We start from the raw sequence: 19,058 nt of genomic DNA, 5'->3' as shown, positions 1-19,058 counted from the left end.
TAGCCGATGTCGGCCCGGCGGCGCTCGGGGTCCTCCCGGGCGGCCCGTAACCAGAGACCGATCAGCGGCACCCGCATCACCACGTAGCCGGCCACCATCAGCGGATGGTTCGGGGCGCCCCCTCGGCGGCGGCCGCGAAGCTCGGCGCCAGGCCGAAGGCCAGCACCACCACCCCGATCATCTGGACCAGGGTCGCCACCCGGAACAGCGCGTCGTCGTTGCCGTAGGCCGACGCGAACCAGGTGAAGTTCAGCCACGCCCACGTGACCGAGAAGACGGCGAACAGGTAGGCCCCGACGGCCGCGCCGGGGTGTCCCTCGCCGATCCCGTGGGCCAGCTGCTCGGCCGCGACGGCGAAGGCGATGACGTAGGTGAGGTCGTAGAGCAGCTCCACGGGCGTCGTGGCGCGGCCCCGCTCGTCGGGGTCGCGCCCGGTCATGGGGCGCAGCCGGTGACGCAGATCCGCGCGCAGCTGGGCCCGCACGTCCGCCGTGGCCTCGATCATGGCGGCATCCTGGCGTGGACGGTGACCACCGGCACGTCAGGTAGCGGGCCGGCGAGCAGCCCGGTCAGGCGGGGACGGCGAACCTCGGGCCCACGAGGCGCGCCGACTCCTCCCAGAGCCGGTGCGCGTCGTCCAGGTCGCGCATCGGTTCCCAGAACTCCAGCTGGACCGGCGGCCCGCCGACCGTGCGCTTCGGCCCGAAGAACTGGTCACCCCGCGAGTCGGGTCCGGCGGCGGCCAGCACCGCCGGACCGGCGGCGGTCGGGACGGTCCCGACGACGCCGAGCCGCGACAGCAGCCGGACCAGGCGCCGGCCGTTCGTGTCGCGCGAGCGGCCCAGAACGGGCTGGGCGGCGAGCAGGTTGGTCGGCGAGACGCCGGGATGGGCGAGGTTGCTGCTGAGGCCCCAGCCGGCGGCCCGGCTGCGCACGTCGAGTTCGCGGGCGAAGAGGGCGCAGGCGAGCTTGGACTGGGCGTAGGCCCACGTCCCGTTGCCGTAGTCGCGCTCGGCGTCGAGGTCGTCCCAGTGGATCGAGGCCCGGCGGGCGGCGATGCTCGTCTGATGGGTCACCCGAGCCCGGCCGGCGCGCAGCAGGGAGAGCAGCCCGAGGGTGAGCGCGAAGTGTCCCAGGTGGTTGGTGCCGAACTGCAGCTCGAACCCGTCGGCGGTGACCTGCCGATGCGGTGGGGTCATGACGCCGGCGTTGTTGATCAGGATGTCGATCGGCCGGCCCTGGGCGATCAGGTCGTCGACGAGGGCAGCCACCGAGGACAGCGACGACAGGTCGAGGGGCGCGGTGACGACCCGGGCCCGGGGCGTGCGGGCCCGGATCGTCTCGACGGCCGCCGCGCCCTTGGCGGGGTTGCGCACGGGCAGCACCAGCTCGGCGCCCGCCGCGGCGAGCCGGGTCGCGATCTGCAGGCCGATCCCGTCGCTGGCCCCGGTGACCACGGCGAGCTTCCCGCTCAAGTCGGACAGGGCATCATCGTCGGTGCGTGGCACGGGTTCTCCTCAGCTCGACGGCCCCTCCGTCCAGGGGCCTGGTCCGAGGTCCAGCCTGGGACGGGCCGGGTTCCGGATGAAGGGCCTGCGTATCCGTGCCCTGCCGGTCCACCCCTCCGGGTCCGCTCAGCTGAGGGTCTGGGTGCCGATCACCGACAGCAGCCGCAGCTTCTCGTGGCTCTCGCTGCCCGGCACCGCCGTGTAGACCAGGAGCCGGTGCGAATGGTCCGGGTCCAGCAGGGTCTGGCAGTTCAGCTCCAGCCGGCCGACGCTCGGATGGTCGAACCGCTTCAGCTCGGGCGGTTTCACCCCGACCTCGTGCCGGGCCCACAGCGCCGCGAACTCCACGCTGCGCGCGAGCAGCAGGTCGGCCAGGCGCGCCGCGGGCGAGTCGGCCCCGCGGAGCGTCACGAGTTCCCGCAGCCCCGCGGCGTAGACCCGCCCGAGCACCTCCTGTTCGTCCGCGGGGTACGGCGCCCGCGCGGCCGGATCGGTGAACCACCGGTACCCCATGCTGCGCTGCGGCCCCGAGCGGGTCGAGGCGTCACCGAGCAGGGCGGCCCCCAGGGGGCTCTGGCGCAGCGTCTCACCGAGCTCGGTCACGATCTCGGCGGGCGTGTCGTCGAGGCGGTCGAGGATGCGCAGCATCCCGGGGCCCACGTGCTCGCCGGTCCAGCCACGCACCGGCGGGTTGTGCCCGGCCAACCGGAACACGTGGTCGCGCTCGCCGAGGGTGAGGTGCAGGCCCTGGGCGATCGAGGCGATCATGTGCTCCGACGGCTGCGGCCCGGTGCCCCGCTCCAGCCGGGCGTAGTAGTCGACCGACATGTGGCACAGGGCGGCGACCTCCTCGCGGCGCAGGCCGTCCGTGCGGCGGCGCGGGCCACGGGGCAGGCCGACGTCCTCGGGTTGCAGGGCCTGGCGGCGCTGTCGCAGGAACTCGGCCAGGCCGTCACGGTCGATCACCGTTCGTTCCTACCGCGCCGCACCCGCCGTATCCAGGACCTGCGCGTCCACCCCGCACCGCTACATGTGCAGGTGCTGCTTCCAGTCGGCCGGTACGCGCTCCTTCGGGCCCGGCACCGACTGGCCGGCCGGGCGCGCCTGCGGGTCGGCCAGCGCGGGCCCGTCGTAGTAGTCCTCGGTGACGTAGTCCCAGAACCAGTCCTCGCCCGGCTCGAAGCTGCGCACGATCCGGTGGCCGGTCTCCCGGGCGTGGGCGCTGGCGTGCTGGGCGGGCGAGGAGTCGCAGCAGCCGATGTGCCCGCACTGCGCGCACCGGCGCAGGTGGAACCACCAGCCGCCGAGCGCGTCGCAGTCGGCGCAGCCGGTGCCGCTGGGGACCGCCGCCGGGTCGATACCCGAAATCTCCGTCACGCCACCCAGGCTATCCCGCTTGCGGGCGGGTCCCGGTGGAGTAGACCTCTCAGGCATGGACACACGTGAGTTGTTGGTCGAGTCGTTCGGGCGCCTGCCCGGCCTGGTGCACGGGGCCGTGAAGGGCCTGACCGTCGAGACGCTCTCCACCCCACCGGCGCCCGGCGGCAACACCATCGGCTGGCTGGTCTGGCACCTGACCCGGGTCCAGGACGACCACGTCGCCGAGGTCGCGGGCACCGAGCAGGTCTGGACGACGAGCTGGGCCAGGACCTTCGGGCTGCCGTTCGACGACGAGGCCACCGGATACGGGCAGAGCGCGGACGACGTGCTGGCCGTGCGGGTCGGCCCCGAACTGCTGACGGGCTACTTCGACGCGGTGCACGCCGCGACGCAGGAGTTCCTGAAGACCCTGACGGACGAGGGGCTGGACACCGTGGTGGACGACAACTGGGACCCGCCGGTCACGCTGGGCGTGCGGCTGGTGAGCGTGCTGTCCGACGACCTGCAGCACGCGGGCCAGGCCAACTACGTCCGGGGCCTGCTCACTTGAGCAGGTCCAGCGGCTGATCCATCGGCTTCGCTCCGGCGGGCACCCTCACCGTCACCGGGACGCCCCAGTCGTAGTAGTCCTGGGTGGTCGTGACCTTCGAGACCAGGGAGTCGGCCGTCCCGGACGACGTCATCGTGAGCTGGACCCGCGCCGGCAGGCCCCGGTCGTCGACGTAGACGGTGAAGGGGGCCGTGGTGAAACCCATCGATCGGGCCTGCTGCTCCAGCTTCCGCAGCGGGTCGGAGTCGGACGGTGCCGCACCGATCGCCTTGGCCACGTTCAGGGTGCCGGTGTAGCGGGTGACGTGCTCGCCGCGGACGGTCGCGCCCCCTGCCTCGTGCACGTCCTCGCTCAGCGCGCTGATCAGGGCGAACATGCCGGTGGGGTCGCTGGCCTGACCCAGGTCCAGGCCGATGTGCAGGCCGCCGGCGAGGTCGTCGGGGTCGACGCGGACCCAGCCCGGTATGTCGGGCAGCCCCTCCACGAAGAAGATCCCGTCGACCACGCGTTTGTGCATGTAGAGGGTGTCGCCCCCGAACCGGACCTTCGACGTCATGACGAGCGAGAGGGTCGACGTGTCCACCCGGCCCGCGGCGTCGATCAGGATGTTCAGGGTGTCCAGCTGCGTGGCGACCTTCATCGTGAACCTGGCCGTCGACAGGCCCTGAGCCTTGTCGGTGGCGGCCGACACGAGTTGGGCGGGGCTGAGCTGCACGGGCGCGGCCTCGCCATCGCCGGCCGGGCCGGCCGAGCCGCCCTGGGCGCCCCCGCAGGCGGCCAGCGCCAGGCACAGCGCGACTGCGCCCGCGCAGAGCCGACCGAACCGCATGAACGCCCTCCCACTCAAGTTCACGCTAACGCTTCGTGAGCGGACTCTACCCTCCGTCACACTCTGCGAGGCGTCGGGCGAGGAAGGCCCGCTCCGGACCGCCCGCCGTGAGCTCCAGCGCCACCCGGTAGGCCGCCGCCGCCTCCCCCACCCGGCCCAGCCGGCGCAGCAGGTCGGCGCGCGTCGCCGGCAGGTACGGGTACCCGGCCAGCTGCGGCTCGTCGTCCAACGCCTCGACCGCGGCCAGGCCGGCGGCCGGACCGTGCACCATGGCCACCGCCACGGCCCGGTTCAGCGCCACCACGGGCGACGGCCACACCTGCGCGAGAACCCCGTACAGGGCGAGGATCTCGCGCCAGTCGGTGTCGTCCCACGACGGCGCCTCGGCGTGCACGGCGGCGATCGCGGCCTGTAGCGCGTACCGGCTGGGCGGCCCGCCCGACCGGGACGTCAGCGCCTCCCGGACGAGCGCCACGCCCTCGGCGATGGCGGAGGCGTCCCAGCGCGAGCGGTCCTGCTCCTCCAGCAGCAGGAGGCGACCGTCGTCCGCCACCCGGGTCGCGCGCCGCGCGTCGGTGAGCAGGACGAGGGCGAGAAGCCCGGCCACGTCGGCGTTCCCGGGCAACAACCGGCGCAGCATGCGGGCCAGGTCGTAGGACCGCTCGACGAGATCCCGGCGCACGAGCTCCTCCCCTGCGGGAGCGGCGTGGCCGGTCGTGAAGACCAGGTGGACGACGCCCAGCACCGCCTCGACGCGCTGCGGCAGTTCGTCGGCGGGCGGCACCCGGTACGGGATCCGGGCCAGCGCGATCTTCTTCTTGGCCCGGGTGATCCGCGCGGCCATGGTCGGTTCAGGGACCAGGAAGGCGCGCGCCACCTCGGCGGTGGACAGGCCGCAGACCAGCCGCAGCGTGAGAGCGACCTGCGCCTCGCGGGCCAGCGCCGGGTGGCAGCACGTGACCACCAGCCGTAGCCGCTCGTCCGGGTAGTCGCCGCTCCCGTCGTCCGCGAGGTCGGCCGAGAGTTCTTCCGGGCCGGGCGAGTACGGATCGTCGACGAGTTTGGGCAGGGCCCGTCGGGCCACGTCGGCCCGGCGCAGCAGGTCGAGCGCACGGCGCCGCGCGCTCGTGGTGAGCCAGGCCCCGGGCCGGTCGGGGACGCCGTCCCGCCAGGCGGTGAGCGCAGCCGCGAACGCGTCCTGCACGCACTCCTCGGCCAGGTCGAGGTCGCGCGTGACGCGCACCGTCGCGGCGAGGACCCGGCCCCACTCGCGACGGTGCGCGTCGGCGACGGCGGCGGCCACCTCGGCGGGGGCCGCCTGCGCCGGCGAGCTCATCGGCTCATTCGAAGGTCATGATCGGACGGACCTCGACCCCGCCGAAGCGCGCCGGGCAGGTCTTGGCGGCGGCGAGCGCGGCGTCCAGGTCGGGCGCCTCGATCAGGTAGTACCCGCCGAGCGCCTCCTTGGTCTCCACGAAGGGCCCGTCGGTCACGCCGCCCTCCCGGATGGAGGTGGCCGTGGCCGTCGCCTGCAGGGCCTCGCCGCCGAGCATCTTCACGCCGAGCGCCTCGAGGCCGGCCTGGAACTTCTCGTGGTCGGCCATGATCTCGCCGTACACGTCCGGCGTGGCCGTGGCGTAGGCGGCCTCGGATTCGTAGATCAGGATCAGGTACTGGGCCATCGGATTCTTCCCTTCGGACGGGCCCGCCGGTCGGGCCCACACCATCCCGACGCGGTCGGGTGCGCCGGATCGACAACTCGCTTGTTCTTTTCTTGCGGTGATCATGCACAAACGCAGGTTCGAGCACGGAGAAGGGCTCCGACGGTCGGGCGGAACCTGCGTTTGTGCATGATCACCGCAGGGTGTCGGTGCCGGTCAGTATGGTCGCGCGCATGGCCCGTTGGGTGCTGCACGCCGACCTCGACCAGTTCCTGGCCGCGGTCGAACTGCTGCGCCGGCCCGAGCTGCGCGGCCGCCCGGTGGTGGTGGGCGGTGACGGGGACCCGACCAAGCGGGCCGTGGTCAGCACCGCCTCCTACGAGGCCCGGGCGCTCGGCGTCCGGTCCGGCCTGCCGTTGAAGGTCGCCGTCCGGCGCTGCCCCGACTGCGTGTTCCTGCCGGTCGACAAGCCGCACTACGAGGCCGTGTCCGCGCAGGTGATGGCCACGCTGAAGACGCTTGTCGGTCCGGCGGGAGAGGGCGCGGTGGTCGAGGTGATCGGCTGGGACGAGGCGTTCCTCGGCGTCGAGACCGACGACCCGGTCGGCTTCGCCCGCGAGCTGCAGGCGCGCGTGCGGGAAGCCACCCAGCTCGACGTGAGCGTCGGCATCGGCCCGAACAAGCTGATGGCCAAGATGGCCACCGACCTCGGCAAGCCGCGCGGCGTCTACACCATCACCGCCGCCGACTGGATGCCCCTGTTCGGCGACGAACCGGTCAGCCGCCTGCACGGCATCGGCGACCGGTCGGCGAAACGCCTCGCGCCGCTTGGGTATTCGACCGTGCGACAGCTGGCGGCGGCGGACGACGACGTGCTGGCCGGTGAGTTCGGCCCGCAGATCGGGCCGTGGCTGCGGCGCATCGCGCTGGGGTCCGACACCTCGCCCGTGGTCGGTGACCCGTGGGTGGCCCGTTCGCGCAGCCGGGAGGTGACGTTCCAGGAGGACATCGCCGACTGGGAGCGGGTGCGGGCCGAGGTCGTGCTGTTGCTGGAGGCGGTGCTGGCCGACATCGCGGACGACGAGCGCCCGGTGGGCCGGTTGGGCGTGAAGGTGCGCTACCGGAACTTCTTCACCCCGACCCGCAGCATCGTCGTGCGGCCGCCGACCCGCGACCCGGCGGTGCTGCACGAGCGGGTGCAGGTCGCGTTGAGCCGGTTCACCGACCATGGTCCGGTCCGCCTGCTGGGGGTCCGGGCCGAGTTCGAGCGAGAGGACTGAGATGGCGTACGACGAGGAGCTGGCGGGCCGCATCCGGGCGCAGCTGGGCACCCGGGACGTGGTGGAGAAGCGAATGTTCGGCGGCGTCGGGATGATGCTGCACGGGAACATGGCCTGCGGCCTGGTCAAGCACGGGCTCCTGGTGCGCATCGACCCGGCCGACTTCGACGAACTGATCGCCCGGGCCGACACCCGACCGTTCGAGATGAACGCCAACCGCACGCCCCGGGGCTGGGTGGTCGTGCCGCCCGAGGCGGTCGAGGACGACGCCGCGCTGGCCGAGTGGGTCGCGCGCGGGGTGGCGTTCGTGGAGACCCTCCCGCCGAAGTGAAAGGCTTGCGTATGGCCTCCGAGCTGCAGAGGGAACTGAGCGCGGCCGTCGACTGTCCGGTGCTGGTGGCCGGCGACGACGGGTACGACGCCGAGACCGCCGGCTTCAACACATCCCTGACCCATACCCCCGACCTGGTCGTGGCGGCGCGGTCGGCGGCGGACGTGGCGGCCGCCGTCCGGTTCGCCGGTGGGCACGACCTGGCGCTGCACGTCATGGCCACGGGCCACCGGGACGTGCCGGTGACCGAGGGCCTCCTCGTCTCCACACGGCGCCTGACCGGCGTCGAGATCGACGCGCAGGCCCGCACGGCGACGGTCGGGCCGGGCGTGCGCTGGGCGCAACTGGTCGAGGCGGCCGCCGCCGAGGGCCTGTTCGCCGTGCCGGGCTCCTCCCCCACCGTGGGCGTGACCGGCTACCTGCTGGGTGGCGGGCTCGGCCCCCTGGCCCGCAGTCACGGGTTCAGTTCCGACTACCTCGTCGGCGCACAGGTCGTGACCGGCACCGGCGAGGTGCTGGACGTCGACGCGCAGCGGCACGACGAACTGTTCTGGGCGCTGCGCGGCGGGAAGGCCGGCCTCGGCATCGTCACGCAGGTCCGGCTCCGGCTGGTCGAGCTGCGCGAGGTGTACGGCGGCTCGCTGCTCTTCGGCGCCGACGCGGTCGAACCGGCGCTGCGCGCGTGGCTGGACTGGACGGCGAGCTGCGACCCCGAGGCGACCTCCAGCGCCGTCGTCGTCCGGTTCCCCGACCTTGAGCAGCTGCCGCCGCCCCTGCGGGACCGCGTGTTCCTGAGCATCCGGTTCGTGCATCCCGACCTCGATCGCGGGGCGGAACTGGCCGCCCCGCTGCGGGAGGCGGCCGAGGTGTTCGCCGACGAGCTCGGCGTCCTGCCCGTGGCCCAGATCGCGAAGGTGCACAGCGACCCGCCGGCGCCCGGTCCGGGCTGGGTCCGGGGCCTCCTGCTGGAACGGGCCGACGGGGAGGTGGCGTCGGTGCTGCTCGACCACCGGCCGGGCGGCGACAGCCCTCTGCGCGGTATCGAGCTGCGCCACGTCGGCTCCCCCGCGAGCCGGCGCGACGTCCCCGAGGGGTCGGCCGTGGGCGGGCGCGGCGCCGACTACGTCGTGACCGTCGTGGGGATCGACCCGGCGGAGGTCGGCGACGCGTTGCCGGCCGAGGCGCAGCAGATCGTCGACGAGCTGCGGGCGTGGACGAGCCCCGTGCAGAACGTGAACTTCAACGGGCAGCCGCTGCCGCCCGAGCAGTACGCGGCCAACTGGCCGCTGGAGACCTTCATGCGGCTGAGCGAGGTCCGGCACCGGTACGACCCGGAAGGGGTGCTGTCGTGACCGAACCGTCCGAACTGCCCGAACGGAGCCGACCCGTCGTCGAGGCGTTGCGGGCCGCCGGGGTGCTCGGCGAGGTGCGGGTGCTGCCCGACTCGGCCCGTACCGCGGCGGCCGCCGCGCAGGCCCTCGGTTGTGAGGTCGGGGCCATCGCCAACAGCCTGGTGTTCCTGTGCGACGGCGCCCCGCTGCTGGTGATGACGAGCGGCCGGCACAAGGTCGACACCGCGCTCCTGGCACAGCGTCTGGGCCGTGGCCGGATCGAGCGGGCGACGCCCGACGCGGTGCGGGCCGCGACCGGGCAGGCCATCGGCGGGGTCGCGCCCACCGGTCACCCGGCGCCCGTCGAGACGGTGGTGGACGAGTCGCTCGCCCAGTACGAGACCCTGTGGGCCGCCGCGGGCCACCCGCACACGGTGTTCCCGCTGACGTACGCCGAACTGCTGTCCGTCACCCGGGGGACGCCCGCGGCGGTCAACTGAGCGAGCCCGGTCAGGGGTTGGCGGCCAGCCATTCGGCGTCGGGGGCCGTGCGCTGCACGAGTTCCACGACCACGGCGTCGGGGCCCTGCAGCTGGAACCGCCGCTGCCCCCACGGTTCGTCGGTGACCTCGGTCAGCAGCTCGAGACCGGCCGCGCGCAACCGGCGGTACTCGGCGTCCACGTCGGCCACCAGCAGGGCGAGCATCACACCCCGCGCGCCGCCGGCCGGCGCCTGCGCGGCTCCGGCGGCCGGGTGCCCGGTGCGGACCAGGTCCACGAACGCGCCCGGTACGTCCGGGTGGCCCAGGCTCGCGTACCAGCTCAGCACGACGTGAGCGGTGAACCCCAGGTGCGCGGTGTAGAACTCCGCCGCACCGGGGACGTCGGCGGCGGGCAGCACGAGCCCGAGGTTCTGTGCCTGCACGGCGTGGCCTCCGCTGGGGGTGGGGACAGGTCCGGCCCCACCCTGCCATCGCCGCCGGGTCCCGGCAGCTCGGCTCATGGCTCAGGGCCGGGCGAGGGCGGTCAGCCGCCGGGTGAGGAACGCCCGTTCGGGTTCGTTGTCGGTCAGGGCCAGCGCCGCCTCGTAGGCGGCCCGCGCCTCGTGGGGTCGGCGCAGGCGCGCCAGCAGGTCGGCCCGCACGACGTGGAACGGTTGGTAGGCAGGCAGTTCCAGCCCGTCGACCAGGGCGAGTCCGGCCGCGGGTCCGTCGACCTCGGCCACCGCGACGGCCCGGTTCAACGCGGTCACGGGAGTCGGCGCCAGCCTCAGCAGCACGTCGTACAGCGACACGATCCGGGGCCAGTCGGTGTCGGCCGCCGAGGCGGCCACATCGTGCACGGCGTTGATCGCCGCCTGTACCGCGTACTGCCCCAGGGGGCGGCGGCGCAGGCAGCGGGCCGTCAGCGCCAGGCCCTCGGCGATGCGCGCCGGGTCCCAGCGCGAGCGGTCCTGCTCGGGCAGCGTGACCGGCACGCCGTCGTCCCCGACCCGCGCCGCCCGCCGTGCGTCGACCAGCAGCATCAACGCGAGCAACCCCAGCACCTCGGCCTCGTCCGGCATCAGCTCGGCGAGCGCCCGCCCCAGCCGGATCGCCTCCGCGCACAGGTCGGCCCGCACCAGCGATTCGCCGGACGCGGCCGAGTAGCCGGCGTTGAAGATCAGGTAGACCGTGGCCAGCACGCCCCGCAGCCGGCCGGGCAGGTCGGCCTCCCGGGGCACCCGGTAGGGGATGTGCGCATCCCGGATCTTCCCCTTGGCCCGCGAGATCCGTTGCGCCATGGTCGCTTCCGGTACCAGGTAGGCGCGGGCGATCTCGGCCGTCGTCAGCCCGCCGAGCAACCGCAGGGTGAGGGCCGTCTGCGAGGCCGGGCTCAGCGCGGGGTGGCAGCAGGTGAAGACCAGCCGCAGGCGGTCGTCGTCCACCGGGCCCTCCTCCCCCGCCGACTCCGGCGACTGCGGCACGTCGAGCACCTCGACCTGCGCCCGCGCCTCCTTGTCGCCGCGGGCCGCCTCGCGGCGCAACCGGTCGATCGCCCGGCGGCGGGCGGTGGTGATGATCCAGCCCGCCGGGCTGGGCGGCGGCCCGGTCGTGGGCCACCGCTCCAGCGCCGCGGCGAACGCCTCCTGCACGGCCTCCTCGGCGAGGTCGAGGTCGCCGAGGTAGCTCCTGAGCACGGAGACGGCCCGGCCGTACTCCGCGCGGAAGACCTTTTCGACGTCGCCCGACCGCACGAGGGAACGGGCCTCAGACCGTGATGGTCAGCCGCACGGGCCGGACCTCGATCGGCAGCGTGGTGATCTTCACGATGCGCTCGGCCCACCCGAGGGCCGCGTCGAGGTCGGGCGCCTGGATCAGCCAGAACCCGCCGAGGTGTTCCTTGGACTCGGCGTACGGGCCGTCGGTCACCACCACGTCACCGCCCGGTGCCCGGTCGGCCGAGCTCACCACCGTGGCCGCGCTGACCGGGTGCAGCGCGAGGCTCGACACCCACGCCCCGGCCTCGACCATCTCCTGGTTCAGCTCGCCCAGCTGCCGCATGACCTCCTCGAGGAACCGCGCGGGTGGGGTCTCACCGTCGGGCTGGTACATCCCGAGCACGTACTGCTCCATGGTCAACCTCCGTGGTCCGGGCCGGCGACGATCGCCGACCTCACCACCTGGACGAACGGGCGGGGCCGTTCTCGACACGGTGCCGCTGAGAATTCTTTCAGGCCAGTTCGGCGGCACGGCGCAACAACAGCGCCCTCTCCCGCTCGTTGCGGGCCAGCGCGGCGGCTCGCTCGAACTCCAGCCTGGCCTCGGCCCCGCGTTCGAGCTTCGCCAGCAGGTCGCCCCGGACGCTCGGCAGCAGGTGGTTCTCCCGCAACGCGGGCTCGTCGACCAGCTCGTCGACCAGGGCCAGCCCGACCGCGGGCCCGTCGGCCATCCCGTGCGCGACGGCCCGGTTCAGCCGCACGGCCGGGTTCGGGGTCATCCCCGCCAGCGTGTCGTAGAGCCCGGCGATCCGCGGCCAGTCCGTCGCCTCCATCGAGGCCGACCGCGCGTGGGTGGCCGCGATCGCCGCCTGCACCGAGTACGCGCCGGGGCCGGGCAGGGTCAGGGCCCGCCCGAGCGACTCCAACCCCCGCCGGATCGCCGCCTGGTCCCAGGCCGTGCGGTCCTGGTCGGCGAGCAGCACCGGGTCGCCGTCGTCGTCCACCCGGGCGTCGGCCCGCGAGGCCTGCAGCTCCATCAACGCGAGCAGGCCGTGCGCCTCGGCGTCGGCGGGGAACATGTCGACGACAAGGCGGCCGAGCCGGAGCGCCTCGTCGCACAGCGCCGAGCGCATCCAGTGGTCGCCGGCCGTGGCCGCGTACCCCTCCGTGAAGATCAGGTAGATCACGTGCAGGACGGCGGGCAGTCGCCGGGCCCGCTCCTGACCGTCGGGCACCTCGTAGGGGTCGAGCTGTTCGCCCAGAGCACGTTTCGCCCGGGTGATCCGGCGGACCACGGTCGGCTCGGGGACCATGAAGGCCCGCGCGATCTCCTTCGAGCTGAGCCCGCCGAGCAGCCGCAGGGTGAGCGCCACCTGCGACTCGGGCGTGAGCGCGGGGTGGCACGAGACGAGCATGAGCCGCAGGACGTCGTCCTCGACGTGGTCGAGCGCGGCCGCGAAGTCGGGCACGGCGGTCTCCTCCTCGGCCAGGTCGCGACCGAGCCGGTCCTCCACGCGGACCCGGACCTGAGCCCGCCGGAAGTGGTCGATCGCGCGGCGCCGGGCGACCTGGGTCAGCCACGCACCGGGGTTCGCGGGGACGCCGTGGGCCGGCCACTGTTCGAGGGCCGCGACCAGGGCGTCGTGGGCGAGGTCCTCGGCCAGGTCGAGGTCGCGCGTGGTGCGCAGCAACGACCCGACCAGCCGAGGAGACTCCGCCTTCCACACCGCCGTGACAGCGGCGTGCGCATCGAGGTCCGCGTAGTCCACGGACCCATTGTCGAGCCTTACCCGGCGATCTGACGGATCTCCGAGTAGCCCTCCCAGCCCGGCATGTACTTGAGGTGCAGGTCGAGGGTCTGCCGGCTGAGGTCGACCACGTGCTGCAGGGAGTCGGCCTCGATGACGGCCCAGCCGCCGACCACCTCGGTGGCCTCGGCGTACGGGCCGTCGGAGACGATCACCTCGCCACCGCGCACCGCGATCGTCGCGCCCTCGCTGCTGGGCAGCAGGCCGCCGCCGGACAGGAAGACGCCCTCGGCGGCGAACTTCTCGATCAGCTCCCCCATCGCCTCGTACATCTCGGGGGTGGGCGGGGTCTGGTCCTCGCGGGCGTGGATCATCGTCAGGAACTGCATCGTGGGTCCCTCCTCGGGGTTCGGGCCGGGCGCCTCACCCTGCCTCGTCCACCCGTCGAACGACCACCCGCGATCCGGACACGGGCTTCCGAACATTTCTCACCACGCTGCTATGCCCCGCTTGTGGGGGTGAATATGGCCTCCTGGTCGGTTGACCACCCCCGCAAGCAGGGCATAGCGCGGCAGGTAAGGCCACGGAACGGCGACCAGCTCGGCAAGCCACGGTTTCCGCGCGTCACGGAGGGCGGACGGCCTCGCCGTCCGGTAGACCAGCGTTCGTGGACGACGACCCCGCCGACCGTCGGGACCCGGACGCCCGCTTCCTGCTGGCCAACGAGCGGACCCTGCTGGCCTGGCTGCGTACGGGGCTCGCGCTGCAGGCCGCCGGGGTGGCGACGTTCCAGTTCGGAAACCAGCTCGACGCCCAGGAGTCGATCTCTCTCGGCCTGATCGCGGTCGGGCTGGCGTGCCACCTCACGGGGTGGTGGCGCTACCGGGCGGCCGATGCGGCGATCCGCGCCAACCGGTTGCCCCGGCGCGGGCTGGCGCCCGACGCGATCGTGCTGGGCGCCGTCGTCCTGTCGGTGGCCGTCGGTGCCCTACTGCTCCGTGACGTCCTCGGCTAGGGAGTCACGCCGCGCAGCAGGTGCATGGTCGCCCCGGTGACGGAATCGACAGCGAGCCAGAGGATGCCCGTGTTCGGACAGGCCAGCACGCGCACCGGGTGGGCGAGCCGCCCGACCGGTAACCCGCTGTCGGCCGCGACGAGGTGCTCGGCGGCGTAGCGGTCGCCGCCCAGCCCGCGCAGGGCGCGCACGCTGAGGCACTGACACCCCGCCAGGTCGGCCAGCGCGGGCGGCTCCGGCGCCGAGGTCACCGGCCCGGGCGCCAGCCGGCGGGTCAGCAGGCCCGGCCACACCCGCACCAGCCGGCGGACCGACAGCCAGCCCAGCGCGGGCGCGACGGCCAGGCCGAGCACCCAGGTCAGCGCCTGGCGCCAGACCGGCACCCCGTCGAAGTGCTGCAGGTAACCCGTCATGCCGAGGAGCCCGAGGTACAGCCCGACGCCGGCGCCGAGCAGCGGCAACGACCAGCTGCGGGCCCGCGCGCGAGGTACGTCGCGGGCCGAGATCCACTGGCGCGCAGCCCGATCCGGACCGTCCATCCGCGGCCAGCCGCTCCGCCAGCGGTGCCGGCCCGGCATCGGTGGGCCGAGTTCGGCGATCAGGTCGCGCAACGGCGTCGACGGCACCGGCACCCGGCGGTAGGCGGCCAGGAGGAACAGGGCCGCCCCGGCGTCGTCCCCGCGCTCCCGCAGCAGCCGGACGACGCTGAGCACCGGTTCCGGGTCGGAGTTCGCCGGCACCAGGTGGTCCAGCCGGCGGGCGAGAGCCCGCAGCAGGGTGGCCCGGTCGCGGCCCGGACCGGTCCGGGCGGCGACGCGAGCGGCCACGAACCGGGCGGCCGCATAGTCGGTGACGAAGGGCTCCAGCTCGGCGATCTGGACCCACAGCGGGTCGGCGACCGCGTGGTCGCCGCGCGACGTGGCAGCCGTCGCGGCCAGGTACATCAGGTGCACCGGCGCAGGTCCGGCGTCGGTGGTCTCGCGGACCGCCGCCTGCAGCAGCCGGTAGGCCTCGTCGTCCCCGAGCGCGGCGAACACCGCGGCCTGCAGGCAGGCCTCGTAGCTCAGCGGTCCGGCGTCCGGGAACCCGCCGCTCGGCAGGGCCTCCGCCGCCGCACCGGGGCGCCCGGCCAACAGGAGGGCGCGGGGACGCAGGTCGGGGGCCGGCTCCCACTCCGGGTCCAGCGTGTTGAGGAGGTCGGCCAGCGCGAGAGTCAGCTCGACGAGGTCGAGCGCGTCGGCCAGGTGCAGCCAGGTGTGGACGGCCGCGAGTTCGCCCGGGCGGACCGCGGCACGAGCACGCTGTGGGACGTCCACTCCCCTGTCGTCGGCGGCCGGGCCACCGGCCTTTAGCGCCCGGCCACCTGCTCTTTCAGCAACCTCTCAGGCTGGATCAGCGACCTCTCAGGGGCGGCCGCCTAGCGTCGGGCGCAATGTTGCGAAAGATCGACCCGCGCGGGACGTCCCGCTCATGGGACCGGGTGGGGTACAGACCCGAACTGGACGGCCTGCGCGCGCTGGCCGTGCTCGCGGTGTTCGGGTCCCACACCGGCTGGGGGCCGCTGGCGGGCGGCTGGATCGGGGTCGGCGTCTTCTTCGTGCTGTCCGGGTACCTGATCACGACGATCCTGCTGCGCGAATGGGCGGCCGCGGGACGCCTGGCCCTGGGCCGGTTCTACGTACGGCGGGCGCGCCGGCTCTACCCCGCCCTGCTGGTCCTGCTCGTGGGCTGCGCGTTCTTCGCACCGTTCTTCGGCGACGGCGGCACCGCGGCCGGGTACGTGCGCACGGCGCTGTACACGGGTCTCTACGTGCAGGACCTGGTGGCCGGGTTCACCGGCGACACCCACGGCGCGTTCCTGCACACCTGGAGCCTGGCGGTGGAGGAGCAGTTCTACCTGATCTGGCCGCTGGTGCTGATTCTCGTGCTGCGCCGGGGAGGTTCCGTCCTGCGGTGGGCGCTGGCCGGGACGACGGTCTCGTGGTTGCTGCTGGTCCTCACCACCCAGCCGCGGGCCGGCGGGCCACCCGCCACGTACGTCCTGCCCTGGACGCGGGCCGGGGAGTTGCTGCTCGGCTGCGCCGTGGCCGCCTGGCTGGCCGGTCGCGAGAAGCCTTTTCCGGTGGGCATTTCCCGGTGGTTCCCGCTCGGGGTGCCGGTCGTGGCCCTCGCCGGGCTGGGCCTGCTGGGCCTGACCATCGGCCCCGCCGGGATGAGCACCTGGATGCCCGCGCAGATCATGGCGGTCGCCCTGCTGACCGGCGCCCTGGTGGTCGCCCTCGCCGCGGGCCCCGGACCGATCACCCGGCTGCTGTCCCTGCGCCCGTTGGTCGGCCTCGGCCGGATCTCCTACGGGTTCTACCTGTTCCACCTGCCGCTCATGATGCTGGTCGGCGAGTACACCGGGCTGCGCTGGGCCGCGCAGATCGCGCTGACCTTCGCGCTGACCCTGGCGTGCGCGGCGCTGTCGTACCGGTTCGTCGAGCGCCGGTTCCTCGACCGGCGCCCGGGCGCCGAGCCGGCGCCGCCCGCCGCACCAGAGGTCAGCGCTTCTCGTTGATCCGGATCATGTTGCCGCTCGGGTCCCGGAACGCGCAGTCCCGCTGACCCCAGAACTGCTCCATCGGCTCCTGCAGCACCTCGGTCCCCGCGGCCTGGACCTTCTCGAACAGCCCGTCGAGGTCATCGGTGGCGAAGGCCACCGCGTTCAGTGAGCCCTTCGTCAGCAGTTCCATCAGCGCATCGCCGTCGGCCTGCGAGCGGCCGCCGTGCGGTTCGGTGAGCACGATCTGGACTCCCGCCTGGGTCGGCGACTGCACGGTCACCCAGCGGTGGCCGCCGTTCGACGCGTCGGCGGTGACCTCCAGGCCCAGCACGTCGCGGTAGAACGCGATCGCCAGGTCGGGGTCGTGGACGGTGACGAAGCAGTGCGAGAGCTGGATGTCCATGCCCGCAACGCTAGGGGACGACGTCAGCCAGGGCTTCTTCGTTCCTGCTCGACTCGCGGCTCGACTCGCGGCTCGACTCGCGGCTCGACTCGCGGCTCGACTCGCGGCTCGACTCGCGGGCCAGCTCCGAGGGGGTCCGCCGGACCGGCCGCTCCCGCAGCAGCGACATGCACGGCAGGACGACCGCCGACTCGCTGTGGTCGCGAGCCTTGTAGGCGCTCGGGCTCTCCCCCACCAGCTCGGTGAACTTGGCACTGAACGAGCCGAGCGACGTGCTGCCGACCGCCAGGCAGACGTCCGTCACGCTCAGGTCGCCCCGGCGCAGCAGGACCTTGGCCCGCTCGATCCGCCGGGTCATGAGGTAGCCGTACGGGGTCTCGCCGTAGGCGGCGCGGAACTGCCGGGAGAAGTGCGCGGGCGACATGTACGCGGCCCGGGCCATCGCGGGGACGTCCAAGGGTTTCGCGTACTCGCGGTCCATCAGGTCGCGGGCCCGGCGCAGGTGCGCGAGCGCGGCCAGCTCCTGCGGGGTCATACGGATCAGCGTACGGCGGCCGGCTCCCGCTCGACCAGGCCCGACGCACCCGTCAGGTCGGAGTCGACGCCGGCCAGGAAGCCCGTGTTCTCCTCGGCACGGCGGCGTTCGCGGGCCAGGCGCCGGCGGCGCTGCATGAACGTCCAGGCCGCCCAGGCGAGGCCGATCGCCACCAGCACACCGCCATTGGTCGGCCCGATCCCCCGGGCCGCGGAGACCAACTGGTCGGAGATCGTGCCGGCCTCCCCGCCGGTGCTCGCCGCACCGGTGACGCCTTCGTCGTCGCCGGTCACGCCCGACTCCAGCGCCACGACCCGCTGACCGTGGCGGTGGTCGCGGACCGCCCCGGCGGAGGCGGCGACAGGGGCCGATCCGGCCGTCGGGCGGGTCGAGACCGTGACGCCCTCGGCGTCCGGCGCCGCGGGTCGACCTGGGTCGGGACCATCGATGGTGACGCCGTCCCCGGTGGTCGGGTCCACGTCCACGTCCACGTCCACCTCCGCGCCCGGCTCGGTGCGGACGGGGACCGGCGGACGGTCGACGGACGGGACGTCCGGGCGGGTGTCCGGAACCGTCGGCGTCACCGTCGGCTTGATCGTCGGCACGGCCGGGGTGGACGGCGTGCTCACGTCGGGGCTCGGCACGCGCACCTTCGCCGGCACCTTCACGGATGGGAGGGTGATCTTGGCGTCGAGCGTGACGGCGGACGCCGGGGCCGCGAGGGCCACCGCTCCACCGAACGCACCGCCGAGCAGGGCACCGCCGAGCACGGCACCCGCGAGTGCCCGCCTGCCGTGCGTCACGCCGTTCCTCACACCACTCCCGATGTCGTGAGTGGGTCGAGCCCGGAAATCCCTTCGGCCCGCGGACTCGTTTCCTGCGGGGCGTTCGCCCGGACGGCCTACACGGAGGTGCGGCAGGTCCCCCGGCCGAGAAGGGCCAGACCCCGCAGGTCGCCGCCCCCGTAGGTGAGCTGGTCGCGGGTCGTCTCGGGGTACATCAGCTGGTGCGGGTCGTTCACGTGGTCGAGCCCGGCGATGTGACCGAACTCGTGCATCACGATGGCCCGGGCGATCGACGTCTGCCGGTAGGCCCGCAGGGTCTTGAAGGTCTCGCTCTCCAGCACGACGGCGCCCTTGTAGTACTTCGCGTCCGCCTTGGTGGCGCCGTCGACGTCGTCCCCCGCGTAGCCGACCGTGGCCCCGGCGAGCGTGCGGTCGGAGGACTCGGTGTGGAAGCCCACCCAGACCCCGTCCCGGGCGCCCTTCATGGCCCGCTTCTGGGACTTCTTGGTCTGCCCCGCGTAGCGGAAGTCGATGCCCGTGGTCGCCCGGAGCCTGGCCGCCCCGTACTTGACCAGCGAGACCGCGTCGGACGGACCGTTCGCCGGGTTCACGTAGATCTTCACGGTGCGGCACGGGTCCCAGGTGACGGGCTTGGTCTTGGAGATCCGGTGGATGAACTTGTAGGAGCCCTCGGTGCTCAGCGGGACCTTGGGCAGCAACCGTTTCGGCGTGACGGCGACGGCCTCGGCGTGGCTGGCCACGACGGGCTGGGTGCCCGACGACCTCTGGCCGCCCGCTTCCGGGACGGTGCTGCGCACGACGTAGGTGCCGGCTCCGGACAGCAGCGACGCCCCCAGGGCGACGGGCACCAGGACGGCGAACACCCGTCGTCCGGACCACACAGCCGCCCACCCCCACGTCGCCGACCGGGCGGCGGTTCGCGCGCCCGGAGGCTCAC

Annotated in this window: 24 protein-coding genes; 7 read left to right on the top strand and 17 right to left on the bottom strand. The window is 73.7% G+C overall.

What is annotated here, in order from left to right:
- Window positions 1-97: 97 nt before the first annotated feature.
- The 4 genes from ACIB24_RS09235 to ACIB24_RS09220 all read right to left on the bottom strand — a co-directional run bounded on the left by ACIB24_RS09235 (window position 98) and on the right by ACIB24_RS09220 (window position 2,885).
- The gene (locus ACIB24_RS09235) at window positions 98-505 is read right to left on the bottom strand and encodes a low temperature requirement protein A (RefSeq protein WP_398278479.1); all 408 of its coding nucleotides are present in this window, start codon (window positions 503-505) and stop codon (window positions 98-100) included.
- 64 nt (window positions 506-569) lie between these two features.
- Window positions 570-1,508: an SDR family oxidoreductase gene (locus tag ACIB24_RS09230; protein ID WP_398278476.1), complete on the bottom strand. Its 939-nt coding sequence runs from the start codon at window positions 1,506-1,508 to the stop codon at window positions 570-572.
- Window positions 1,509-1,634: 126 nt separating this feature from the next.
- Window positions 1,635-2,474, bottom strand: a complete 840-nt coding sequence (locus ACIB24_RS09225; protein ID WP_398278473.1) for a helix-turn-helix transcriptional regulator — start codon at window positions 2,472-2,474, stop codon at window positions 1,635-1,637.
- A gap of 60 nt (window positions 2,475-2,534) precedes the next feature.
- A complete protein-coding gene (locus ACIB24_RS09220) occupies window positions 2,535-2,885 on the bottom strand; it encodes a UBP-type zinc finger domain-containing protein (protein WP_398278470.1) in 351 nt (116 codons plus the stop codon).
- A 55-nt stretch (window positions 2,886-2,940) separates the two neighbouring features.
- On the opposite strand from ACIB24_RS09220, the gene ACIB24_RS09215 reads away from it, so the two are divergent.
- A complete protein-coding gene (locus tag ACIB24_RS09215; protein ID WP_398278467.1) occupies window positions 2,941-3,438 on the top strand; it encodes a mycothiol transferase in 498 nt (165 codons plus the stop codon).
- On the opposite strand, the gene ACIB24_RS09210 is transcribed toward ACIB24_RS09215, so the two are convergent.
- From ACIB24_RS09210 to ACIB24_RS09200, 3 genes are read right to left on the bottom strand one after another with little or no spacing between them, the layout of a single operon-like run.
- Complete coding sequence (locus tag ACIB24_RS09210; RefSeq protein ID WP_398278464.1) at window positions 3,431-4,267, bottom strand: LppX_LprAFG lipoprotein; 837 nt, start codon at window positions 4,265-4,267, stop codon at window positions 3,431-3,433. The genes ACIB24_RS09215 and ACIB24_RS09210 overlap by 8 nt on opposite strands.
- A gap of 46 nt (window positions 4,268-4,313) precedes the next feature.
- Window positions 4,314-5,603, bottom strand: coding sequence for an RNA polymerase sigma factor (locus ACIB24_RS09205; RefSeq protein WP_398278461.1), 1,290 nt, complete (start codon window positions 5,601-5,603; stop codon window positions 4,314-4,316).
- A gap of 4 nt (window positions 5,604-5,607) precedes the next feature.
- The gene (locus ACIB24_RS09200) at window positions 5,608-5,949 is read right to left on the bottom strand and encodes a YciI family protein (RefSeq protein WP_398278458.1); all 342 of its coding nucleotides are present in this window, start codon (window positions 5,947-5,949) and stop codon (window positions 5,608-5,610) included.
- A gap of 212 nt (window positions 5,950-6,161) precedes the next feature.
- Between ACIB24_RS09200 and ACIB24_RS09195 the strand changes: the two genes are divergently transcribed.
- Genes ACIB24_RS09195 through ACIB24_RS09180 form a run of 4 tightly spaced genes read left to right on the top strand, consistent with a single transcriptional unit; the run spans window position 6,162 to window position 9,370 of the window.
- Window positions 6,162-7,208, top strand: coding sequence for a DNA polymerase IV (locus tag ACIB24_RS09195; RefSeq protein ID WP_398278455.1), 1,047 nt, complete (start codon window positions 6,162-6,164; stop codon window positions 7,206-7,208).
- 1 nt (window position 7,209) lies between these two features.
- Window positions 7,210-7,539, top strand: coding sequence for a TfoX/Sxy family protein (locus tag ACIB24_RS09190; RefSeq protein WP_398278452.1), 330 nt, complete (start codon window positions 7,210-7,212; stop codon window positions 7,537-7,539).
- A gap of 11 nt (window positions 7,540-7,550) precedes the next feature.
- Window positions 7,551-8,891, top strand: a complete 1,341-nt coding sequence (locus tag ACIB24_RS09185) for an FAD-binding oxidoreductase (protein WP_398278804.1) — start codon at window positions 7,551-7,553, stop codon at window positions 8,889-8,891.
- Window positions 8,888-9,370, top strand: a complete 483-nt coding sequence (locus tag ACIB24_RS09180) for a YbaK/EbsC family protein (RefSeq protein ID WP_398278449.1) — start codon at window positions 8,888-8,890, stop codon at window positions 9,368-9,370. Before ACIB24_RS09185 ends, ACIB24_RS09180 begins: the two co-directional genes overlap by 4 nt.
- A gap of 10 nt (window positions 9,371-9,380) precedes the next feature.
- Here ACIB24_RS09180 and ACIB24_RS09175 read toward each other — a convergent pair whose 3' ends face one another.
- The 5 genes from ACIB24_RS09175 to ACIB24_RS09155 form a co-directional block, all read right to left on the bottom strand.
- Window positions 9,381-9,794, bottom strand: a complete 414-nt coding sequence (locus ACIB24_RS09175; RefSeq protein WP_398278446.1) for a VOC family protein — start codon at window positions 9,792-9,794, stop codon at window positions 9,381-9,383.
- Window positions 9,795-9,875: 81 nt separating this feature from the next.
- On the bottom strand, window positions 9,876-11,105 hold the full coding sequence (locus tag ACIB24_RS09170) for an RNA polymerase sigma factor (protein ID WP_398278443.1): 1,230 nt from the start codon (window positions 11,103-11,105) through the stop codon (window positions 9,876-9,878).
- Window positions 11,106-11,118: 13 nt separating this feature from the next.
- Entirely contained in the window at window positions 11,119-11,484 is a 366-nt protein-coding gene (locus ACIB24_RS09165) for a YciI family protein (protein ID WP_398278440.1), read from the bottom strand.
- Window positions 11,485-11,581: 97 nt separating this feature from the next.
- On the bottom strand, window positions 11,582-12,838 hold the full coding sequence (locus ACIB24_RS09160; RefSeq protein ID WP_398278438.1) for an RNA polymerase sigma factor: 1,257 nt from the start codon (window positions 12,836-12,838) through the stop codon (window positions 11,582-11,584).
- Window positions 12,839-12,855: 17 nt separating this feature from the next.
- Entirely contained in the window at window positions 12,856-13,206 is a 351-nt protein-coding gene (locus ACIB24_RS09155) for a YciI family protein (RefSeq protein WP_398278435.1), read from the bottom strand.
- A gap of 278 nt (window positions 13,207-13,484) precedes the next feature.
- Between ACIB24_RS09155 and ACIB24_RS09150 the strand changes: the two genes are divergently transcribed.
- Window positions 13,485-13,832: a YidH family protein gene (locus ACIB24_RS09150; protein WP_398278432.1), complete on the top strand. Its 348-nt coding sequence runs from the start codon at window positions 13,485-13,487 to the stop codon at window positions 13,830-13,832.
- On the opposite strand, the gene ACIB24_RS09145 is transcribed toward ACIB24_RS09150, so the two are convergent.
- Window positions 13,829-15,148, bottom strand: coding sequence for a hypothetical protein (locus ACIB24_RS09145; RefSeq protein ID WP_398278429.1), 1,320 nt, complete (start codon window positions 15,146-15,148; stop codon window positions 13,829-13,831). The genes ACIB24_RS09150 and ACIB24_RS09145 overlap by 4 nt on opposite strands.
- A gap of 116 nt (window positions 15,149-15,264) precedes the next feature.
- On the opposite strand from ACIB24_RS09145, the gene ACIB24_RS09140 reads away from it, so the two are divergent.
- Window positions 15,265-16,392: an acyltransferase family protein gene (locus ACIB24_RS09140; protein WP_398278426.1), complete on the top strand. Its 1,128-nt coding sequence runs from the start codon at window positions 15,265-15,267 to the stop codon at window positions 16,390-16,392.
- Here the strand turns inward: ACIB24_RS09140 and ACIB24_RS09135 are convergent.
- The 4 genes from ACIB24_RS09135 to ACIB24_RS09120 all read right to left on the bottom strand — a co-directional run bounded on the left by ACIB24_RS09135 (window position 16,376) and on the right by ACIB24_RS09120 (window position 19,002).
- Window positions 16,376-16,780 carry a VOC family protein gene (locus ACIB24_RS09135; RefSeq protein WP_398278423.1) on the bottom strand — a complete coding sequence of 135 codons (405 nt, stop codon included), beginning with the start codon at window positions 16,778-16,780 and terminating at the stop codon, window positions 16,376-16,378. The two genes, ACIB24_RS09140 and ACIB24_RS09135, sit on opposite strands and share 17 nt — an antisense overlap.
- 10 nt (window positions 16,781-16,790) lie before the next feature.
- A complete protein-coding gene (locus tag ACIB24_RS09130) occupies window positions 16,791-17,315 on the bottom strand; it encodes a helix-turn-helix transcriptional regulator (RefSeq protein ID WP_398278420.1) in 525 nt (174 codons plus the stop codon).
- A gap of 5 nt (window positions 17,316-17,320) precedes the next feature.
- On the bottom strand, window positions 17,321-18,118 hold the full coding sequence (locus ACIB24_RS09125) for a hypothetical protein (RefSeq protein ID WP_398278417.1): 798 nt from the start codon (window positions 18,116-18,118) through the stop codon (window positions 17,321-17,323).
- Window positions 18,119-18,216: 98 nt separating this feature from the next.
- Window positions 18,217-19,002 (bottom strand): matrixin family metalloprotease, encoded by a 786-nt coding sequence (locus tag ACIB24_RS09120; RefSeq protein ID WP_398278415.1) that lies wholly within the window; start codon window positions 19,000-19,002, stop codon window positions 18,217-18,219.
- Between the last annotated feature and the right edge of the window lie 56 nt (window positions 19,003-19,058).

This window comes from Spongisporangium articulatum, assembly GCF_044465595.1.
In the GTDB taxonomy this organism is placed as follows: domain Bacteria; phylum Actinomycetota; class Actinomycetes; order Actinomycetales; family Kineosporiaceae; genus Spongisporangium; species Spongisporangium articulatum.
The sequence above is the reverse complement of the archived record's forward strand: the minus strand, read 5'-3'. Positions and strand labels throughout refer to the sequence as shown.

Coding starts and splice junctions, on each gene's coding strand:
- ACIB24_RS09235 (WP_398278479.1), bottom strand. CDS start 505: ATGATCGAGGCCACGGCGGACGTGCGGGCCCAGCTGCGCGCGGATCTG.
- ACIB24_RS09210 (WP_398278464.1), bottom strand. CDS start 4,267: ATGCGGTTCGGTCGGCTCTGCGCGGGCGCAGTCGCGCTGTGCCTGGCG.
- ACIB24_RS09190 (WP_398278452.1), top strand. CDS start 7,210: ATGGCGTACGACGAGGAGCTGGCGGGCCGCATCCGGGCGCAGCTGGGC.
- ACIB24_RS09195 (WP_398278455.1), top strand. CDS start 6,162: ATGGCCCGTTGGGTGCTGCACGCCGACCTCGACCAGTTCCTGGCCGCG.
- ACIB24_RS09205 (WP_398278461.1), bottom strand. CDS start 5,603: ATGAGCTCGCCGGCGCAGGCGGCCCCCGCCGAGGTGGCCGCCGCCGTC.
- ACIB24_RS09185 (WP_398278804.1), top strand. CDS start 7,551: ATGGCCTCCGAGCTGCAGAGGGAACTGAGCGCGGCCGTCGACTGTCCG.
- ACIB24_RS09130 (WP_398278420.1), bottom strand. CDS start 17,315: ATGACCCCGCAGGAGCTGGCCGCGCTCGCGCACCTGCGCCGGGCCCGC.
- ACIB24_RS09215 (WP_398278467.1), top strand. CDS start 2,941: ATGGACACACGTGAGTTGTTGGTCGAGTCGTTCGGGCGCCTGCCCGGC.
- ACIB24_RS09155 (WP_398278435.1), bottom strand. CDS start 13,206: ATGCAGTTCCTGACGATGATCCACGCCCGCGAGGACCAGACCCCGCCC.
- ACIB24_RS09140 (WP_398278426.1), top strand. CDS start 15,265: ATGTTGCGAAAGATCGACCCGCGCGGGACGTCCCGCTCATGGGACCGG.
- ACIB24_RS09165 (WP_398278440.1), bottom strand. CDS start 11,484: ATGGAGCAGTACGTGCTCGGGATGTACCAGCCCGACGGTGAGACCCCA.
- ACIB24_RS09200 (WP_398278458.1), bottom strand. CDS start 5,949: ATGGCCCAGTACCTGATCCTGATCTACGAATCCGAGGCCGCCTACGCC.
- ACIB24_RS09135 (WP_398278423.1), bottom strand. CDS start 16,780: ATGGACATCCAGCTCTCGCACTGCTTCGTCACCGTCCACGACCCCGAC.